This window comes from Corynebacterium sp. HMSC077G07, from assembly GCF_001809225.1.
In the GTDB taxonomy this organism is placed as follows: domain Bacteria; phylum Actinomycetota; class Actinomycetes; order Mycobacteriales; family Mycobacteriaceae; genus Corynebacterium; species Corynebacterium jeikeium_D.
This window is the reverse complement of record NZ_KV796518.1, coordinates 19,183-38,136: the sequence shown is the minus strand read 5'-3', so window position 1 is coordinate 38,136 and position 18,954 is coordinate 19,183. Positions and strand designations below refer to the sequence as shown.

General features: G+C 55.2%; 13 protein-coding genes and 1 pseudogene. 5 read left to right on the top strand and 9 right to left on the bottom strand.

The window, feature by feature from the left end:
- Positions 1 to 29: 29 nt before the first annotated feature.
- The 7 genes from HMPREF2562_RS00665 to HMPREF2562_RS00640 all read right to left on the bottom strand — a co-directional run bounded on the left by HMPREF2562_RS00665 (position 30) and on the right by HMPREF2562_RS00640 (position 11,524).
- Positions 30 to 3,428 carry an arabinosyltransferase domain-containing protein gene (locus HMPREF2562_RS00665; protein ID WP_070549365.1) on the bottom strand — a complete coding sequence of 1,133 codons (3,399 nt, stop codon included), beginning with the start codon at positions 3,426 to 3,428 and terminating at the stop codon, positions 30 to 32.
- A gap of 132 nt (positions 3,429 to 3,560) precedes the next feature.
- Positions 3,561 to 5,594 (bottom strand): galactan 5-O-arabinofuranosyltransferase, encoded by a 2,034-nt coding sequence (locus HMPREF2562_RS00660; protein ID WP_070549363.1) that lies wholly within the window; start codon positions 5,592 to 5,594, stop codon positions 3,561 to 3,563.
- Between the two features lie 74 nt (positions 5,595 to 5,668).
- A complete protein-coding gene (locus HMPREF2562_RS00655; RefSeq protein WP_070429115.1) occupies positions 5,669 to 7,123 on the bottom strand; it encodes an MATE family efflux transporter in 1,455 nt (484 codons plus the stop codon).
- Positions 7,105 to 8,166 carry a PLP-dependent cysteine synthase family protein gene (locus tag HMPREF2562_RS00650; RefSeq protein WP_069359689.1) on the bottom strand — a complete coding sequence of 354 codons (1,062 nt, stop codon included), beginning with the start codon at positions 8,164 to 8,166 and terminating at the stop codon, positions 7,105 to 7,107. The genes HMPREF2562_RS00655 and HMPREF2562_RS00650 overlap by 19 nt, the downstream gene beginning before the upstream one ends.
- Positions 8,167 to 8,184: 18 nt before the next feature.
- Complete coding sequence (locus HMPREF2562_RS10670; protein WP_076772194.1) at positions 8,185 to 9,573, bottom strand: alanine racemase; 1,389 nt, start codon at positions 9,571 to 9,573, stop codon at positions 8,185 to 8,187.
- The gene (locus HMPREF2562_RS00645) at positions 9,567 to 10,559 is read right to left on the bottom strand and encodes an ornithine cyclodeaminase (RefSeq protein WP_070429116.1); all 993 of its coding nucleotides are present in this window, start codon (positions 10,557 to 10,559) and stop codon (positions 9,567 to 9,569) included. The genes HMPREF2562_RS10670 and HMPREF2562_RS00645 overlap by 7 nt, the downstream gene beginning before the upstream one ends.
- On the bottom strand, positions 10,556 to 11,524 hold the full coding sequence (locus HMPREF2562_RS00640) for a TauD/TfdA family dioxygenase (protein WP_069359687.1): 969 nt from the start codon (positions 11,522 to 11,524) through the stop codon (positions 10,556 to 10,558). Before HMPREF2562_RS00640 ends, HMPREF2562_RS00645 begins: the two co-directional genes overlap by 4 nt.
- Before the next feature lie 164 nt (positions 11,525 to 11,688).
- On the opposite strand from HMPREF2562_RS00640, the gene HMPREF2562_RS00635 reads away from it, so the two are divergent.
- The 5 genes and pseudogenes from HMPREF2562_RS00635 to HMPREF2562_RS11150 all read left to right on the top strand — a co-directional run bounded on the left by HMPREF2562_RS00635 (position 11,689) and on the right by HMPREF2562_RS11150 (position 16,421).
- A complete protein-coding gene (locus tag HMPREF2562_RS00635; protein ID WP_035010183.1) occupies positions 11,689 to 13,221 on the top strand; it encodes an ABC transporter substrate-binding protein in 1,533 nt (510 codons plus the stop codon).
- A 1-nt stretch (position 13,222) separates the two neighbouring features.
- Positions 13,223 to 14,170 carry an ABC transporter permease gene (locus HMPREF2562_RS00630; protein WP_070549362.1) on the top strand — a complete coding sequence of 316 codons (948 nt, stop codon included), beginning with the start codon at positions 13,223 to 13,225 and terminating at the stop codon, positions 14,168 to 14,170.
- Positions 14,167 to 14,958, top strand: a complete 792-nt coding sequence (locus HMPREF2562_RS00625; RefSeq protein WP_070429118.1) for an ABC transporter permease subunit — start codon at positions 14,167 to 14,169, stop codon at positions 14,956 to 14,958. The genes HMPREF2562_RS00630 and HMPREF2562_RS00625 overlap by 4 nt, the downstream gene beginning before the upstream one ends.
- Before the next feature lie 20 nt (positions 14,959 to 14,978).
- Positions 14,979 to 15,465: pseudogene (locus tag HMPREF2562_RS11155) on the top strand (ATP-binding cassette domain-containing protein); the annotation flags it as partial.
- Between the two features lie 263 nt (positions 15,466 to 15,728).
- Positions 15,729 to 16,421 carry an ABC transporter ATP-binding protein gene (locus HMPREF2562_RS11150; protein WP_255468947.1) on the top strand — a complete coding sequence of 231 codons (693 nt, stop codon included), beginning with the start codon at positions 15,729 to 15,731 and terminating at the stop codon, positions 16,419 to 16,421.
- A 200-nt stretch (positions 16,422 to 16,621) separates the two neighbouring features.
- Here the strand turns inward: HMPREF2562_RS11150 and HMPREF2562_RS00615 are convergent, their stop codons facing one another.
- Together HMPREF2562_RS00615 and HMPREF2562_RS00610 are read right to left on the bottom strand one after the other, a co-directional pair.
- Positions 16,622 to 17,383: a decaprenylphospho-beta-D-erythro-pentofuranosid-2-ulose 2-reductase gene (locus HMPREF2562_RS00615; protein ID WP_038627263.1), complete on the bottom strand. Its 762-nt coding sequence runs from the start codon at positions 17,381 to 17,383 to the stop codon at positions 16,622 to 16,624.
- Positions 17,384 to 17,408: 25 nt separating this feature from the next.
- Positions 17,409 to 18,878: a decaprenylphosphoryl-beta-D-ribose oxidase gene (locus HMPREF2562_RS00610; protein ID WP_070549359.1), complete on the bottom strand. Its 1,470-nt coding sequence runs from the start codon at positions 18,876 to 18,878 to the stop codon at positions 17,409 to 17,411.
- Positions 18,879 to 18,954: the final 76 nt, after the last annotated feature.

The following is an 18,954-nucleotide window of genomic DNA, read 5'->3' as shown; positions in this document are numbered from 1 at the left end:
AGGTGAAGGAAGCGCCGAGGCTCTTTCGCCTAAGGATCCTTCACAATCATCTTCCCGGGCGAGTATAGACCCGAGCGAGTGATATCTTCATACTCAATTTCGGCGACATCCGGCTTGACCTTGTCTTTATTCGGACGCGGCGAGAGCTTCTCGACGGAACCCCAGTCGCGGCGCCAGTCGTTCTTGAGGTAAGTCGGTACGGACGTAGCCTCATTCACAGCGTCGGAGAATCCGAGCGGACCACCGCCATCGACCGACTGCCAGACATCTGCGCCGACGACCTTCAGGCCACGGTCCGGAGTGATGCGGTACTCCGGAAGTTCCGCGACACCGGCGTAGTGGTCGAACGGACGCTGGCACGGGAACTGGAAGGCAACCGGCCAGTCCGGGATAGTCGCAGTTTCCGGTGAGATGACATCAGTCATCGACTGCAGTTCGGCCAGGCGAGGCGGGGTCAGCGCCAGCCACTGATCCTCGGAGACATCATTGTCCTCCGCGACCAGTCGCACAGCGGTGGCTCCCTCTGGGATCTCCTCGGTCAGGAAGCGCAGGTTACGCCAGGTCGGAGCAGGGCCGATATCAATCGGCTCCGACTCGGAGAGGACCTCGAAGCCATCCTCGTCGCCGCCCTTGCGACCATACTGTGCCACCAGCTTGCGACCCGGCTGAGCCACACCGTTGATGTCGTGGTGGAAGATACGGCCGGCCGCCGATACGACGAGTAGCGGGTGGTCCTCGTCAATCTCAGGCAGCTGGAACCAGGAAGTTTCCAGGCTTGCCGGACGCTGAATGTCCTCGGAGTAGGAGCCAAGCACCGGCACCTTATCCGGATTCAAGCCAAATGGCAGCTCGACCTGCGAGCCGTTGATACCCTTGTCGGCGCGCTTACCGCCGTCGGTGCCCGACGCGGAACCGCCCTCAACTGTGGCTTCCGGATCAGAAGATTGATCATCAGTGTCGGCAGTACTTGCCTGGCTCTGGCTGGTGTCCACAGCTTCGGCCTTCATGTTTGACGGGACGCCGTTCGGGTCGAAGCCACGGCTCTTGCCGCCACCGCGCAGCGATTCCGCTAGCGGCTTGCCATCGACGGTATTCAGGAAGCCATCGTTCGGATCGGTTTCCATCAGCACATCGCTCGCCAGATTACATGTCTGACCAGCCAAGGAGCGGATATTACCCGCGGCGACCGAGTAGGCCGGGTACTGCGATACTGCGCCCTTGCCCAGCGAAGCCACCATGAACATCGTCACCAACAGTGTCGTCACCGCAATCGGGGACGATGCAACTGCATTGATGCGGCGCACGCGTGCCGACTTTTCCTGCGACTTCGGCTTGGTACGGAACTCCTGGACGAAGTTCATTACTGCACCAGCCAGCAGCAGTAGCAAGGCCAGAGCCAATACTGCTGAACCCAGCTGGTGGCCGCGCAACTGAATGGTCTTGTCGAACCACGGCACACCGTAGGACGACACATACCACCAGCCGTTAATACCCATCAGCGAGAAAGCGAGGATGAAGGTGAAACCACCGGCAAAGAACAGCTGGTTGCGCGGGTTACCTGCTACCCAATGGCTAATGGCCATAGCGGCAAGTGCTGCCAGGGAAGCCGCGATGCCCGCGTACACACCGAAGTGGTGCGTCCACTTTGTCGGCGTGAAGGTCAGGAAGAACATGGTGCCGATGAACATGAACACCAGGCGTGCCGACGGACCGGCCAGAGCCCCCGGAACGGTGCGGTGACGAAGCAGCGCGGCAATCGTGATGCTCAAGCACGCCAGTGCAATCAGAACCGGGAAACGACGCGGGAAGGCGCCGTCGACTGACTGCAGCACCAGCCAGTAGTAGCGGACGTACTCGTTGTACCAAGGCTCCGACGGGCCGATGATGCTGCGGACACGAATGGACTCGCGGACCGTGGCCAAAGTCTGGTCGCCGAAGACACCGACCAAGATGGCGGTGCCCGCAGCCAGGAACGGTGCAATCTGCATCAGTGGGGCCTGCCAACCACCACCGAGAGCCTTATGGCGCTCAACGACAATGCGCACCAGCATCGGGATGCCTGCGAGCAGGGCAGCAACTGCCATTAGGCCCGTTGGGCCCGAGCCCAGTGCCAGCGTGGCGATAACCACTGCGACTGCAGCTGGCAGCAGGCGTCGAGTTAGAATTGCGCGCTCGATAAATACCCAGGTCAGCAGGGATCCCAGAGCAATGACCGGCTCCGGGCGCAGTCCGTTGTTGTACGGCAGCCAGAAGGCCAACAGCACACCAGCAGCAGACCAGTAGGCCACCCGGCGCTGGGCAATCATCTCGCCGAGGCGCGGGATAACCATTCGGGAAATAATGAACCACACCAGCAGTGCGGACAGCAGCGCAGGAAGTCGCATCCACAGAGACGAGGTGGACACCTTCACCATCAGCGACAGCAGGTCGTAGTAGGGGCTGCCGAACGGTGACTCAGGAGCGCCGAACCAACGGTAGTAGTTCGCCATGTAGCCCGACTCGTCGGAGACGCGCGCCATGGTGAAGATGTAACCGTCATCGGAAGTGTTGCCACCGATGAAGTGCCAAACAACCAAAATCGTGCCAACCAGGATGTCCAGCGGAGTCGGCTTCAACGCACCGCGCTTGAACAGCGGAGTGAAGGAGGAACCGTCGATACGGTCAATGCGAGCTAACGCGACCAGAGAAGCCAGCGTCAGAAGCAGACCCAAGTACATGACGATGTACTTCACCACTGTCGGGTGTGAGGTGTAGCGGGAGTCGATGTTCATGTGGACATCGAGTCCATCGGCTACGGCCTTGGCCGCGTCGCCGTCAGCGGGCAGGTCAGTGTAGATACCGGTGACCTGCGGACGGTAATCGCCGTGTGCGATGGCGGTGAGCTTCTCACCATCTGAGTTCTTGGCGCCGTCGATGTTGACGGTGGTCTCATGCTCGTTTGAGCGGATCTCCAGGATCTTGCCCTTGTTGCTGGCAAGCTCCTTCTTATCCAGGCTCATCACCACGCTATCGCGCAAAATGACGTCGAGGCCGTCCTTGCCCGAACGCACCATCAAGCCCCGTTTGGTCGGCTTATCCGCGGTCGGCGGGATAGTCGACAACAGGGTTGTCCGCTTGTCGGAAAGTTCATCCGTCAGCGACAGAGGCAAATCGACGCTCAGGTCCAACGGTGCCTGCGCCATGAGTGGCGCATCCACTGAGTTCAGTGTGTCGCGCTGAGGCCAAGACACGGAGGACTGAGTATTCACGACCGGAAGGAACGGTGTGATGACAAAGCAAATGAAACCGACGATTCCAGCGATAATCGCTGTCCAACGAGTCAGCGTCGTAGGAGAGGGGCCGTCCATAGGCGGTCTCTCCACGCGGTCGATGGTCACTTCGGGTGAGCCGTCGACACTTTCTTTGATTTCTTTAGTTTCGGCAGTCACAAGGAAAGATACTACGGTAATTGGCGTTTTTCTTTGAGTTTGCAACGCGAAAGTTACATCACAGTTTCCACATTAGTAACAGGAATCACGTTTACGGCAGGGGATAGCCGCCCAATACCTACTTGCCAACACCTACTTGCGAACCGCCACTACAAATGGGCCGACCTGGTTTAGCTCCCAGTGCTTCTCAAATGCAGAGCGGGCAAAATTCAGGCTCCGGAAGACCACATTCGGATTGTTCGGATAGATATCATCCGCGATGTCCAACGTCAGCGGAGCGGCATCCTCGCCATCAGGCGTCTCAACTTCGCCTCGCAGCACAATGGCATCTGGTCCGCGCCACGGCGTTTCGTCCATTGCCTGCACGAGCTCATCGGGGTCGCGAATTTCCGACCATTCCTCCAACGCCTGATTACGGCGGTCAAACTCACCCAGAGGGTTAGCGTAGTGGCTGGTCAGTGCCTGGAATCCGTACCAGGGATAGAGTGCCTGGAAATTCTTCTCATCCGTCAGCACCACCGTCTGGGCCGGATCGAGCCCAGCCTCCTTCAGCGTTTGGTCCACCGCTGAGTACCACGCCCCGGCATTCGGTGGGAAGCGGTCCGCGCGCTCGCCGTTACCGTCGGTGTCGGTATGTGCCAAGTCGATGGCGCCATGCAACTTATTCGGAATCGACTGCGCGTAGCCAATGCCCGCCAGCAGCAAGACTGCCGCCATTACCGCGGAAACACGCTTGGCAATGTGAGCTGGTGCCGCCTGCGGCCAGTACTTCTCGATGCCGTTGAGACGGGCGTCGGCAAGCGCGACCACACCAGCCGCAATCAACATGAACGTAATCGGTGCGGTGAGGCGAAACCCCAGCAGCGTGCGTCCGAGCAGCGTCGCCACCATCGAGGCCACTACCCAGCCATAGAGCACCAGCGTGCCCAAGCCGAGCGCGCGCGCATCCGGCTCTGTGGCGCTGACCAGCATGCGCACGACACCGATGAAACACAGCACACCGATCACGCTGGCGGCGAGCATCGGCAAAGGCAGCTGCGCACCCTCCGGCGGCAGGTAATGCGTCGCTGTCGCGCCCGAGCGCGGTGCCCCCGTCGCAACCGCCAGCATGTACGGACCCCACACCGTCGCCGCAATCAGCATCGATCCCACGCCCATAATGATCAGGCGCACTACGGGAATCCACGAGCTTGACGACGTCCACGCGACCACGGCCAACACGACCACAATAAGCGCGCCTACGGCAGTGTAAAGAGTGTAGAAAGTCGCAGAAATACCCAGGAAGACGAGTACGCCAAACATGGCGGACCAAGCGCCGGTGAGACCGCGCCAGGCCATCACGGTCATCGCCGGAAGACCCATAGCAACGACTGCGGCGTAGGGCTCATCGGCGACAGTGGCCAGGGCGACGGCCGTGGTTGTCAGCGCAATGCCAGTGGCTACTGGCAGGGAGCCACTCAGGCGTTGCCACACCGGAATCAAAACACAGCCAGCAGCGGCGAGTGTCATCAACGCCCAGGGCTGGAAGACCTCCCAGCCGGCAATGCCCAGGATATTGGCCAGGCGTCCGCCCAGGAAGAACCAACCAGCGGGGTAGAAAGACGGGATGTCGATGTACGACATGTCATGCAGGCCAGGCTCCGCGGCCATCCTGGTGAGGTATTCAGTGCGGAACTCCTGGTCGACAGACAGACCGTCTAACCACAGCTTGGTCGAGCCCAGCGGCAGGCCGACGGCAGAGACCACCAGAATGGCCGGTGACATGTAAGCCATCAGGTACGTCAACCACGTTAGCCACCGGGGGCGATTGTCTTTGCCCTTGGTGGCGAAGAAATACAGCAGGACGGTGGTGAGCGTCAGCGTGATGACAATCAGCGCTGTTGCGACCGCCCTGGTCAGCTGCGAGCCGCCAAAGGCCGGCAGTGACAGGCGGTGGAACACAAACCAGGACGCCAGAGCGATAACCGAACCGCCCACAAGCGCTGCGACCAGGTAGAGGAGGGCAGCCTTGAGGGAGAGCTGGTCATCATTGAAGATCTCGTAGCGATCTTCGTCGGTGAACTCGCCTGCGAGCCGGTTTGTGGAAAACTCTGTAGTTTCGTCAAAAGCTGGCGAAGCCTGTTGGGCTTCGCTGCATGATGAGGTGTCGGCCTGCTTGTCAACCATGCTTTTAAGTGTTGCACACGAACGTGAACGACCGGATACCTGCGACGTGGATATCGCTTTGAGGGACGAGTTCTTTAGAGTTTCACGGTAAGGTCTTTACGCGTCGCGAGAAGGAAAGCTCTCCAAAGGATTATTGAAGAACTGGCAAGCCCGATGACCAATCCCCACCACACCCCGTGAGGCCCTAGACCGATGGGAAAAGCAAGTATTAAAGCAGCTGGCAAACCTATAATCCAATAACCAGTGAGGGATGCCTTCAAACCAGTAGTGGTGTCGCTAATCCCGCGCAGGAGACCGATAGCTATGTTTTGTGCAGTATCGACAAATTCCATCACTGCGCCAATAGCCAACAACCCCAATGCGATGCTTAATGTCTCGGTGGCATTGGATTTCTCGGAGCTGTTTATAAATGGGGAAAGTACGAGGCGGGGAGCGCAAAGAAAGCTGACGGAAGCAACAGCAACGATGGCAGCCATCATCGTTTGAGTTCGAATGCCGACTTGGCGTGCAAGGGAGTTGTCATTCAGACCCCAAGCGCGACTCACAAGAATAGAGCTGCCGTGGGAGAACCCAACACCAATCTGGAAAACAATAAAGGTTATTTGATAGACGACGTTGTGCGCTGCGAGTGCTTCTGTGCCAAAGGATCCCATGACCATCGCCAGCACAGAAAACATGCCCGCTTCGGCTCCGTAGGTTGCTGAGACTGGAAGCCCCAGACGAAGCTGAGTGCGGACGAGGTGACGGAGCCTTCCGTGCATCGTGTCTCTGTCGGCACTCCAGAAATCGAGGGCAAGAAAAGTTGAGAGGTCGGGATCTCGGATGGTGATTCGCAGGTAAATTAGGGCCGACAATAAATGAACCAGTGTGGTGGACAGTCCAATACCTAGCAGCCCCAATGCAGGAATAGGCCCGAACCCGAAACCGAGTGCGTAGTTCAATGCTGCATTCACTACAATCATCGCCACGGTGATGTGCAGTAGAGATTTTGGTTTGCCGAGGCCTACACAAAACTGACGGGAGACTTGGAACCACAAACAAGGAACAAGACCTGGCGCGAGCAACCACATCATGGAAGTGGCTGCGGAACTAATCTCAGCGGACTGGCCGAAAAACGGTAGGGCGTAGGCAATCGCCATCAGAACCAGTGCTCCCACTAGACCGCTGACAGTTGCTAATAGCCAGCCGGTGCGTGAGAGGTTGCGAATTTCGCGTTGCAGCGTAGCGGCAGATAGTTCGGAGTCCGCTCGCTCGCGAGATTTGCTTTCGTAGAGTGAATGAGCCGACGCAATTCTATTGCCCAGCGGTGTTAATAGGCCCACGGCCATTGTGCGTATCTGGTTAAACCACACAACTGCCAAACCTCCGCCAGCAAGAGCCCCGAGGCTAAGTTGGCCCATCATGAAAGTGTCGGTGGTTGAAATTGCGATATTCGCAAGCTGTGTGCCGGCAAGGGGAAGAGACAACGCCAAAATCTGGCGGTTTAGTTTCTGAGAGGTAGCTCCGGGCACTACTTTTCCTTCGACCATGAAACTCGTGTTGAATTTAGCGAAATTGGGCTTTCCCCAGCGCGCAATGACATAACTTGTTCCCAAATTTTGGACTCGAGAGCTACATCGAGCAAATCGCGTTCGGCCATCCACTCATCGTTGAACACGGTATCTAGATACTTTTCCCCTCCATCGCACACCATGGTCAATGATGTAGAACCAGCGGGAAAGCTCGGTAGGAGCTCGAGGGCTGCCACTACGGCTCCACCGGCAGATCCTCCCAGTAGAAGTCCCGTATGCTTTGCGATCGCCCGACATGCAGCGAAAGCTGCCTTGTCGGATACCTTTGCTCCGTAGTCGAGTAAGTCGTAGCGAACCGAAGTGCCGATAACTGCACCTTCGGGGGTGCCCGTTCCAGATTGCCAATAGTCGTGTCCAGGAGCACCGAATGCAATGGAACCTTCCGGTTCGACGCCTATAATAGTGGGACGGTGTCCCAATTGATGGAGACGTTCAGTAACTCCAAAGAGACTTCCACCTGTGCCTACAGCACTGATGATATGAGATGGACTTGCTCCGAGATCATTCAAAATTTCATCAGCTGCAGGGTAATAACCCATTGAATTTGCAACATTGTCGTGCTGCTTCATGAATACCCAGCCGTGTTGTTTGCTGAGCTCCTCAGCATGGTTTTCTCTAGCCGATGTGGCGAGCGAATCGTCATCTTGATTGGAAACGAAGCACATCTGTGCATTCATTGCACGCATGGAGTTCAATTTATCTTTACAAGAATGATTATCGACGACTGCTACGAAGTCGTATCCGCGCTCAAGTGCAAGAAGTGCTAAGCCCTGTCCAGTATTACCGGAAGTCGATTCAACGATAGTGCCATGCTCTTGAAGTCGGTTATCCTGCTCTGCCGCCTTAATCATCGACTGGGCCATTCGGATTTTCGCACTTCCAGTTGGGTTGAATTGCTCGAGCTTAAGCAAAACGCGACTTTTCTGGGGAGTACAGACAAGCTCGAACAGAGGAGTATTGCCAATGAGTTGAGACATCTGCGTATAAATTCTTTTTGGCATCTTTATTTGGCCTCTGTTCTAGCGATCTTCCGTGATGGTCATGGTGACAGGATTAAAGGCGTATTTCTGAGGAATCCGATATCCGTGGAAAGCAGACTCGTTCGAGTCCATTTGATACCCGGCTGTGTCGGGATAGACTAGGAAATCTCCAGGTCGAGGCCTGTCGGGGAGTTGAATCATTCTTTTGCTGAGATAATCGCTGTCTAAGCACGTTGATCCGGAAACTGCTGTTGCGGTAGCTACTCCCGAGTCGATAATGACTCCGTTACGCACAAGGTATGGGTCCGGATAATACTCCGAGTTGAACCATTGCTCTGAGAGGCTGAGACTAGTTCCACGTACGACAGTTACTGTCCGTGCAGCATTGGGCAATGCGTGACACGAAAGAACAGGAAAGAAACTAGCACCCGCGAACTGGCATAAAGACCGTCCAGGCTCTGCCAAAATCTTTATGTTGTGACGATGAGCGCGCTGAGCCATGGAGTCCGAGCTGCGTCGAGTGGACTCCATATCTCGACGTGTCAGTGGGCGATGTTGATTAGCTATAAACCGTAGTGAGTATTGTCCGGATAAAGGTGATCCGAACGGATATTGGTCTTTAGGTTTATCCGAATCTATGAACATTTCGTTTTTTAGTCGAGATTGTAGGTTTCGCCAGACTCCATACTCGACTGAGCTTGTGGGAAATCCACCTCCAATGGAAATAGTGTCGGCCCGTGGAGACAGGGAGCGCACCTTGAGTAGGGTGTCGATTGCCAGATGCGACATGTTTATCCTCTCGTGGAGGTCATAACCGTTGCAGTGGAAACTTAGGCCGGTAATTTCGATGTTGGCACGGCCTTGGCTAAGACGAGCGGTTAGAGACAAGGCGGTATCGATGCTCATACCAAACCGTGTGGAGGGGGTTTGGTTCGCAATCCGGAGAAGAACTCGGAGCTGATTAGGCGTATCGATTTCGTCGACAAATTGGGAAATTATTCTTGAATCTACTTCATTGGAAATAGTTAGAGTTGCATCGTGGCAAACTGCCAAATGGATAAGTTCTCGACTCGGTGTAGCACCAGTAATGATTAATTTATTTCCTGGTACACCAGCGGCCAGAGATGATTGGAACTCTTCTACGCTGGCGACATCGATTCCACTGTCGAAACCACGAAGAGCACTCAGTGCTATCTCGCGACTGAAGTGCGCGGACTTATTTGCCTTTTTGCCAAATCGAATACCGAATTTAATGCCGACTTCCTTAGCGGTTGTATGCCAGGCTGAAAGTGTTTGAGCAAATTGGTTTGGGCAAAGGACATGAAAAGGGGTGTCGGAAAGCTCAGCAATGAAGTCAAGTTTCCCTGAGCCAATCAGAGCCGTTTGCCAGCTTGGAACATCAATCTTGCATGATATGGCACTTACCACAGGGATATCTCCGTCCCGAATCCCTGCTTAAGACCTTCCTTGGCGAGGATTTGGCCGACAGCGATATCGGTTAGAACTAGTCCGCTGTTATAGCAAAACGTAGTTTCGTCAATACGAGGCAGTTTGCGCCCTTTGCGGAGCAAATCGGATAGTTCGGCATGGACATTCGGCAACCGACCATCGGTGTCAGCGTAATCGCGACCGGTAACATTCATCTGTTCGATACTCGTCGTGATGACTCTGCTCGCTTGATGACAGATATCAGGGGCGATTCCGTAGCCCACAACAACGACGGTTGCGTGCCGGGGAATATCGGATGCTGTGACAGTACAACGAGTCTCAGGTCCAGCGGCCCCGATAATGAGATCACAGTTTGAACTCACAGTTGTAGGATCGTCTACAATCTTGATTTTTATTTTTCGGCCAAGCTTCACTGCTGCTGTTGATGCAATCTTGGCGCCTTTCTCTAGTCCCACGCTGTGGCTGCCGGCGAGATAAATCGTGTTTAATGTTTCAAAGGTTTCAAGGAGAAAAGGGGCTGCGTTTTGTCCTTGGGTTCCCGAACCGATGATGAGAGCGCTCTGAGGAATTGCACCAGCATACTGTGCCAACAGCGCTGAGACTGCCGGGGTTCTGAGAGTTCCTGCCGCAGCGCCGTCGAGAAGTGCAATAGGATATCCGCTGGAATCGTCGTACAGTGTGAGGGTCGTGTAATAGCTTCTATCCCTGGCGCTTTGTTGGTGAGTTTTGCTCCAATGGGTATAGGAAGTCTTGAATCCGACGGAATTTGAAGAACGACTTCTGCCGACCATCGAGTAACTCACGCTTTCAGGTACTTCAACTTTGATTTTCCCTGGGCACAGAGTTCCTGGCTGGTCGAGCTCGATGAGAGCGGATTTCACCGACTCGAGTACGGACTCGGGTGAAATTTTTATTTGAGCTAGTTCTGATCTGCTGAGGACGGTCAGGTTAGTTCGCTGTTTCATAGGATTTCACCATCCATAAATCGGATGTGTTGGCCGTAGCCGGGTTCGTTGATTTCATTGATGGGGCGTGTGTTTTTGGTTCCCATAATGTTGATGCGTAGCATCCAGCGGTCGGTCCCGTCGTAGTTGGCTACGAAAGGTACTCGTCCGTGGGCGCATCGGTCATTGTTGATGATGACCATCTGACCTGGCTTTATAGGCACCGTATAGGTGACAGTGTGAAGAGCCTGTTGAAGCTTCTCAAATGCCTCCCACCACTGTAAGGTTCCAGAATTTTTGTCTGTGTAGGCGGGGTCAAACCGCATGCCTAAATTGCCATCAGTTTTCCAGATTGATGTCATGGCAGTAGGAGCTGCATATTCGTAATCACCGTAAGATGCATCTGGAATAATGATGGCTCCGTCCCCGGTTAGAATTTTTTTCGAATCTACATCGAGTAGATGCCATGCTTCATCGATGGGGGCCAGCGTAGTGCCGACATTTTTGGGGTTACGAAGACCAAATAAAGCGAAGTGCGTCGCGCGCCGCGGATGAAAAGCATCTTCTGTGTGCAGAGTCAATGTGGTGTTGCTGCTGGCGCCAACTTGCTGGTTCTCCTGGCTGCGGGTCGGCACCAAGTCTGTGGTGATACGGCCTTTCTGCTGTCCGAACCATCCGAATGGGCGACCGACAGCGCTAGCGATGATCGCAAGAACGAATCTCCAGGTTCGGACCTTGCCAACGCATTCCTGCCACGTGGCTGGGGTAGGTCCGTGAACTGCAGGGAAGGGAAGTCCATGGATGGAAGTGGCATGGGCAGTAGGGGAGAGCAGAATTAGTTCTTTCAGTTCCTCCAGCTCATCAGTCAAAAGATGATTGATGGCATTGTACGAGTCGGGAGAGCTAATCTTCTGTGTCGCAGCCAGTTCGTCGGCAGCTTTAACGATCCTGTGTGAGAGTTCTTGGCTCAGGTGCAAATGCTGCATGACAGAGAGATTAGGTGGGGGTAGCCTATGCTGCAAAGGGTGACCTAGGTAATTATTCTTAAAAGAATTTCGTTAGTAGGCTTGCCTAAGCTTTACTGCTGCTGTAGTTGTTAGCTATGTCTTTTCTCCTGTGGGCAGTCTTTCTTAGAGATTAAGGAACCATCATGACCAATTTTTCTCGACGCCAATTCCTCGCTGCAATGGCAGTTATTGGGACAGGCACTTTTCTGACGGCGTGTACGTCACGAGAGTCGACGGCAGGGGATGGGGCTGCCAGTGGGGATGAAGTCGAAAACGTTAATGTGCTGCGTGTTGGGGCTCTCGGGAAAGCGGCAAGCGCTCAACGAGACCCTTACCAGCTTTTGCCTAATGATTCAGATATGCTTATTAGCTCCCTGATCTGGGAGGCTCTGACGGTGCCGGGCGAGAAAGAAACTGTAGTGCCACGCCTGATGCAGGAATGGAAACAGAATAATCCGACTGAGTGGGAATTTATGATTGCCGACGGTGCTACCTTCCATGATGGTTCCTCGGTCACATCTGAAGATGTCGTGTGGTCGTTGAAGAAGATGCTTTCGGATGAGGAAAACTCATTCCGGCTTCCAGTGATGCCTGATAGCATTCGTGCTGCTGGAGCCAACGTCGTTGTGATGGAAACTGCGGAACCGAATTCACAGCTTCCGATGCTTGCGCGATTGATGACCTTCGTGATGAAGAAGGGTTCCTCTGCTGAAAAGCCCATTGGATCGGGGCCGTTCCAGCTGGTCAGTTGGGAAAATGGTTCTGCTAAGCTCAAGCGTTTCGATAACTATCACGGAACAGTAGCAGGAGTTGCTGAGGTCCATGTCATTCCATTTGAAGACTCCACCGCAATGACTAATGCGCTGTTGTCCGGGCAAATTGACTTAGCTCAAGCTGCGGGTCCTATTGCGGCCCGATCCGTCGAAGGAAATGAAGATATAAAGATTGTGCGCCGGATGAATGACTCGGTTATTCCACTAATCATGCGTACCTCAGATGGGCCTTTCTCAGATGTGAAAGTTCGTCAGGCGCTGCGCCTTGCAGTTGATCGGGAGCAAATCATCCAACGAGCTCTCTCCGGTTATGGAACCCCTGCAAACGACATTCTTGGAACGGCAGATTCGAACCTGGATTCTTCGTTAGTGCGTAAGCGTGACGTTGTGAAAGCGAAGAATCTCCTCCAAGAGGCAGATTTTGACCTTGAGAAAACGTATGATTTGTACGTTACCCCTGAGGCTCCGGGTCAAGTAGAGGCGATGAAGGTTATCGCTGATCAGGTGAAAGAAATCGGCATGACTCTCAATGTAGTGGAGCAGGATTCGGGTACTTTCTACGACGAGACATGGACCAAGGCAGACCTATATTGTGGCTATTGGGGAACTAATGATTCTGTGCTCTTCTTCGCTGGGAAGGTTCTCGACGGTGACGCGGCCTCTAATGAGACCGCATTTGATGATGCTGAATTCAACGAGATCTATGATCAGGTACTGGAAAGCACCGATACTGAGAGAATTAACCAGCTAAGCCGCCAGCTGCAGAAGATTGAGTTCGAGCGATCCGGGTATCTGGTCTGGGGTGCATCTGACGGAGTCGATATTGCGAGAGCTAATTTGAGTGGTCTGCCTAAGGCTCCAGGCTATGGTCGTGTCCTTCTTGAAACCGTCCAGAAGGCTTAGTGTGCCAGCGGAAATCGCGCGTTGGCTTATTCCTCGGCTGATAATTCGTGGAGGCTTACTTTTCGCAGTTCTCGGACTTGTTTTTGTAGCGATTGATTGGCTGCCCGGTAATGCTGCCTCCGCAATCTTGGGCGCAAACCGGACCCCGGAAGCTCTGGCAGCGCTAGAAAGAAACCTGAATCTTGATAAGCCGCTTATGGCCCGCTTCCTGAGCTGGCTGGGAAGTGCGTTTGCGGGCGACTTTGGTACTTCCGTAAACGGAGTACCGATTATTAATCTGCTGAGTTCAGCGCTGCCTGTGACGCTGGCAACAACTGGTATGGCATTTTTAGTCACTGCTGTTCTTTCGGTAGCAATCGCCATTTTTTGGGCTTCACGTGCTGAAAGACCCTGGATTTCGCACATTATTGACCGATCGACAGTGGCATTAATTGCGCTACCAGAGTTTGTCGTTGGTGTGTTTCTGGTAGCGGTATTCTCTCTCTGGCTTGGTTGGTTTCCCGCGGTCACTATTACCGCGGAAGGCTTGCCAGCCCAGATAAGTATGTACGCATTACCGGTTATGGCGCTGGTAATTCCTCAGGCGGCCTGGAATTCGAGAATGCTTTTCGCAGCGTTCGAGGATGCTTCTCACAACACTGCGGTCCGCAATGCTGAGCTAAACGGAATCGTGGGAAATCAGCTGGCACTTCGACATATCCTGCCGCTATCCGCACCGACATTTGCTACTTCAATGGCTACAACAGCAGGTGTTTTGATAGCAGGGACAGTCACAGTCGAAGCGTTATTTAACCATCCTGGAGTGGGGCTTTTGGTGTCTAATGCAGTCGCGCAACGGGATATCTCGGTGATTCTTGCCGTACTTGCTGTAACAGGGGCGATCATATTGGTGTTGCTGACTGTGGCAGATGCAATAAAAGTCGCATTCACCCCGAAGGTGCAACTATGATTCGAAGGTTTTTAGCGGGGGCCTTTATCGCCCTAGTGTTAGGCGGACCGGTCGCTGCTGGTTTGTTTGGCATTGAACTGTCGGCGCATGGCGTGCCCTTCGCTAACGGTAACGAGGAGGGTTTCCTAGGAACAGAACACCTGGGGAGAAGCGTGGGCGCTGCAGTGCTTGTCGGTGGCCGGTCCTTGGTCGTAACTGCAATTATCGTCGGTTCTTTGACCACGGCATTTGGCGCTCTATTCGGTATCTTGGGGTCGCTAAAGCCAAAACTGGGCTTCTTTATTGAAGCAGTGGCGGATGTCACCATCTTGGTGCCCGCAGTAATTCTTTTGCTTTTAACTGCAGTCTTGTATCCCAATGGTGGGCTACCAGCGCTTATTGGTGTTTCGGTTGTGGTGGGTACGCCTTATGCTGCCCGTGTGGTCGCCGCCGCCACCTATCCCGTTGCTAACGCTGGTTATGTTCAGGCTGCGCTGGGCAGTGGCGTATCGACCGTCTCGATAATCTTGCGGGACATCATTCCCAATATTTCCGCAGTACTTCGTTCGGTATGGAGTCTTCGCATTATCGAAGCGCTGTATGTGCTGGCTACGGCGAGCTTCCTTGGGGTCGGGAGAAGCCTCGGTGAGTTTGCATGGTCAGCGATGGTGCGGGATAACGCGAGTGGAATATCACTGAACCCCTGGTCAGTACTTGCACCAGCCGCCGCGTTGGCAGCGACATCGATTGCTGTAGTGGCCCTGATTAATGGGAGGCAGAAGGAACCGAAGGATGTGCCGAGCTCGTGATTGATGTAGATATTTCCGTGATGCAAAGCGGGCACGTTATCCTACCCCGCACAGTGCTCACTGCCCGAGCGGGTGAGATTACGGTTTTAACTGGGGTGAGCGGCTCCGGGAAGACCTCACTTTTAAAGGCATTGATTGGTGCGGTACCGGAGAGATCGGAAGTAATTGGTGGGGTTTCTGTCGAGTCCAGTGAGTGGCGAGATGTAAACCCGCTGGAGCTTCCATCATGTGAATTAGCTCATTTTCGCCGTGAGCACATTGCTTTCGTAGGACAGGATCCGGGCGCCGAGTTGCCACCATTGATGTCAGTAGCCCGGATGCTCCGGGAGCTAGCTCCAGCGGCCGACGTTGCAGCGTTGCTGCAGCGTGTAGATCTTCCAGCCAGCATTGCTTCCCGACGTATTCACCAGCTTTCTGGTGGACAGCAGCGACGGGTGGCACTGGCTCGGGCACTATCGCGTTCGCCTGAAGCCATCGCTCTTGATGAGCCCTTCGCCGGCCTTGACTCCGATACTTCGACGGTAATCGCTCATCTGCTAAGAGGCATCGCGGATAGTGGCGTTACGGTCATTTTCACCGCCCACCAGGTTCCTAAGCTTGCGATTTGCATTGACTCGGTCGCGGCTGTCGGGAATGGAACGGAAAAAAGCGATTCGATCACCCAGCGCGTGGAACGCCAGAGTGTAGAGACGACTTCTGGCCACAGCCCGCGTTCAGTAACGAAAGACATCCAGGTCACAGAACTCTCCAAAGCCTCGATTGGTGAATCTATGCCGGGGGCGGGGGCAGGGGCGGGCGCGTCTCCAGTCTTAAGAGTTTCCAACCTGAGCTGCGTGAATAATGAACGCGTGACTCTTTTTCAGGGCCTCTCTTTCGCTGTACAGCGTGGCACTATGGTTGGGGTCAAGGGACCGTCGGGAAGCGGAAAGTCGACACTACTTCGGTGCCTAATCGGGCTAAACCACGCAGAGTCGGGTGAGATTGAATGTGCTGGTGTAACTCGTGAAGCTAAGCGTACATGGCCACGGAAGAATCGTTTGATGATGCAGATAGTTCCGCAGGATCCTGCCTCTACGTTGAACCCGAAAATGACCGCGCTCGATGCCGTAGCGCGTGCAGCCCGGGTGTCGGTAAGGGGACGCCGTGACGCACGCCGAGCGGCAATAGATTTGCTCGATAAAGTCGGTATCGATAAGCAGCTCGCACAGCGTAAGCCAAGTGGACTCTCTGGAGGGCAGAGGCAGCGTGTTGCAATCGCACGTGCTCTAGCCGTGCGCCCAAAGCTCCTGCTCTGCGATGAAATTACCTCTGCGCTTGATTATCAAGCAGCGACCAAAGTGATGAGCGTTCTGCAAGAACTCAACAGCGAGGGAATGGGCATAGTTCTAGTCAGTCACGATGATGAGCTGCTGCAATCGTATTGCTCCACGGTTATCCCAATTGGAACTGCAGCTGTGGGTTGAGACCAATACACGCTTGGTTGTCTGAGCCCAGGCGCTAAAAGTGGGGTCAAGGATGAAAAGGGGCCTAAGTGCAAGAAACTCTCAAGTTTCTTGCACTTCTCGCCCTCCTCAGAAAACAGCCCTGGGGTTTTATCGAAACGGATGCAAGAAACTTGAGAGTCAGCGCGGAAATACCCTGTAAAAGCTCTGCTGTTCGAGTCTTAAATCGGCAGCTTCTTGAAGATCGGGCGCGGGATGTGCTTCAGCACCATCATCACTAGCTGGAATGCCGGCGGAGCCCAGACCAGGGTCTTACCGGCCTCGACGGATTTCACTGCGAGCTTGGCGACATCTTCCTTGTTCACGGTCAACGGAGCCTCGTCCACGTCAGCGGACATACGGGTACGGACCTGACCCGGGCGGATAACCAGGGTCTTGACGCCGTACTCCTCCAGGGCCTCACCCAGGTTCAGGTAGAAACCATCCAGGCCGGCCTTGGTGGAACCGTAGACAAAGTTGGAGCGACGCACGCGCTCACCAGCAACGGAGGACATGGCAATGAACTGGCCGTGACCCTGCGCCTTGAACTTCTGACCAACCAGAACACCCATCGACACCGCGCCGGTGTAGTTGATGTTCGCAGCCAGGACGGCCTTGCGCTGGTTCTGCCAGAGCTCCTCGGCGTCGCCAAGCATGCCAAACGCGACGATGCAGATATCCACGTCGCCGTCGGCAAATGCCTTCTCGACGACCTCCGGGTGGGAGTCGAAGTCCGTTGCGTCGAAGTCGAGGGTGACCACCTCGGAAGCGCCGGCGGCCTTCATCTTCTCAGCGGAGGCCTCGCGCAGTGGATCGTTGGGCAGGGAAGCCAGGATGACCTTGGCCGGGCCCTTCTTCAGGAACTCGGCGGTAATAGCCAGGCCGATTTCACTAGTGCCGCCGAGCAGCAGGATGGACTGGGCAGCGCCTACAGCATTAATCATTGGGGCTTAAATCCTCTCGGTTCTTTTAGTGCAGTTCCAGTCGACGCGACATGTCAGAGGCGAAGACACCGTGCGGGTCGATCTCGTTGCGGGTGTTCAGCCAGCTCTGCATCTCGGGGTACATCTGGTGGAAGTTAGCGGCGGAAGTGCGCGATTCCTTGGCCAGGTAGAGGCGGCCGCCGAACTCCATGACGCGCTTATCCAGATCATCGAGGAAGGCGCCCAGACCCGGCTTGATCGGGAAGTCCACGCAGACGTTCCAACCCGGCATCGGGTAGGACAGTGGGGCCTTGTTGCCGGGGCCAAAGAGCTTGAACACGTTGAGCGCGGAGTAGTGGCCGGAGCGCTGCATGTCCCGGATGATGTCCTTGAAAGGCTCGACGGCGTCGGTCGGTACCACGAACTGGTACTGCAGGAAGCCGTTGGAGCCGTAGCCACGGTTCCACTCGCCGATGAGATCCAGCGGCTGGTAGAACTGGGTGAGGTTTTTGACCTGGTTACGCGCCGGGGCGCCCATGAGGTAGTAGGCCTCACCGATAGCCATGAGGGAAAGCTTATTCATGGTGAAGTTCGGGAAGATATCCGGAACCGTCATCAGCTGCGGAGCGTTGAACTTCAACGGATCCTTGGCCAGCTTCGGGGCGAATTCCTCCAGCTGCGCCAAGGTTGCCAGCGAACCGCGGGAAATAGTGGAACGGCCCAGCTTTGGCTCCGGGGAGATGACGTCGAACCACGCGGAGGAGTACGTGTAGTTGTGCTCCGAGCCATCGGAGTGGAATGCCACGGTCTCGTCGAGGTTATTCGTGCGGTCCGTATCAGCGATGAAGTAGGCCGTCTCGGTCTTGGTCATCTTGATCCGAGCGCGGACAATAATGCCGGTCAGGCCCATGCCGCCGACAGTTGCCCAGAACAACTTGCCGTCCGGGTCATCTGCAGAGCCCTCCGGCTCGAGGTGCAGGATGCGGCCGTCAGCGACCAGCAGCTCCATCGACAGCACATGGTTGCCGAAAGAACCTGCGGAGTGGTGGTTCTTACCGTGAATATCCGGACCAATGGCACCACCGATGGTCACCTGGCGAGTACCCGGCAGTACCGGTACCCACAGGCCGTAGGGCAGTGCAGCCTTCATCAGCTGATCCAGCGTGACACCGCCGTCGACATCAACAATCGCCGACTCCTGATCAATGGAGTGAATCTTGTTGAGCTTCTGCATGTCGATGACAAGACCGCCCGAATTCTGGGCGGGGTCGCCGTAAGAGCGGCCCATACCGCGGGCAATTACACCGCGGCGCAGGTGGTCAGGCTTGTCGGAGTTCTGGTCTGCGACAGCCTTGACGGCGTTAACGATTTCATCCAAGTCCGGCGTCGACAGCACCTGGGACTTAGCGGGGGCGGTACGACCCCAACCGGTCAGGGTCCTGGCTTCTGTGTGTACGGCTCCGTAGGCACCGTTCGAAGCATCGGTGCTGGACTTGCCGTTAGTGTTAGTGGACATCAAGGCTAGGCTACCCCTTTGCACCGGCTCCGTCGCCCGTGACGCTCCGAGGTGTTGGTCACGCTTGAGGCTGCGC